We start from the raw sequence: 1,126 nt of genomic DNA on the forward strand, positions 1-1,126 counted from the left end.
TTTCTTGGCTTGCCCAAGCTGCTACTAACCCTGCTATTCCTGCTATTCCTGCTATTCCTGCTATGGGAGCTACTCCCATACCAATACCACCAACACCTGTTTCATTTCCATCTTCTGGGGTTGGTTGTGAGGTTTGAGTTTCTGGAGTTACTTGAGTTGTTTCTTCTGGGGTTTCTACTAAACCTGCTATTCCGGCAATACCTGTACCAATACTACCAACCCCTATTTCATTGCCATCTTCTAGAGTTGGCTGTGGGGTTTGAGTTTCTGGAGTTACTTGAGTTGTTTCTTCTGGGGTTTTTACTAAACCTGCTATTCCAGCAATACCCATACCAATACTACCAACGCCTATTTCATTGCCATCTTCTGGGATTTGTTCTTGGCTGGGAATTTCTATCTGTGTTTCTGGAGTTTCTAGAGTTACTTCAGTTGTTTCAGTTACCCCAACATTAGTATCTACTTCTACTTCCTCTGCTAATATCTGCACTCGCTGAGAACGAGCTAACTTTAACCACTCACCATCATCTGTGACATAACCTATTTCTGCCTGATATTCTCGTTGAGTATCTAGAGACTCAACTTCCTTGTGTGTGCTTGATTCTGATATATCGTGCTCTTGCACAGTCTCACCTGCTTGTGAGTCTAGGTCAATATCTGTCACATCATAAACTCGGAGTTGATATTGCTGACCACCATGTGATTTGGCTGCTTCTTTGTCTGCTTGTGGTACTGACCAAGTTGCTGATGCTGTTTTACTTGAGTTGGGGCTAAGAGTTATTTGACTATTTTTTTCTTGGCTTGCCCAAGCTGCTACTAACCCTGCTATTCCTGCTATTCCTGCTATTCCTGCTATGGGAGCTACTCCCATACCAATACCACCAACACCTGTTTCATTTCCATCTTCTGGGGTTGCTTCTCGAGTCAGAGTTTCTGGAGTTACTTGAGTTGTTTCTTCTGGCGTCTCTACTAAACCTGCTATTCCGGCAACACCTGTACCAATACTACCAACGCCTGTTTCATTGCCCTCTTCTGGGGTTGCTTCTCGAGTCAGAGTTTCTGGAGTTACTTGAATTGTTTCTTCTGGCGTCTCTACTAAACCTGCTATTCCGGCAACACCTGTACCAAT

At 43.9% G+C, this 1,126-nt stretch carries 1 protein-coding gene; it reads right to left on the reverse strand.

The window, feature by feature from the left end; translation table 11 throughout:
* Positions 1-1,126 (reverse strand): DUF4912 domain-containing protein (locus ACP6PM_RS20910; protein ID WP_426588024.1); only part of this gene is annotated, 1,126 nt, incomplete at both ends.

This window comes from Dapis brunnea BLCC-M229, from assembly GCF_050015995.1.
Classification (GTDB): Bacteria; Cyanobacteriota; Cyanobacteriia; order Cyanobacteriales; family Microcoleaceae; genus Trichodesmium.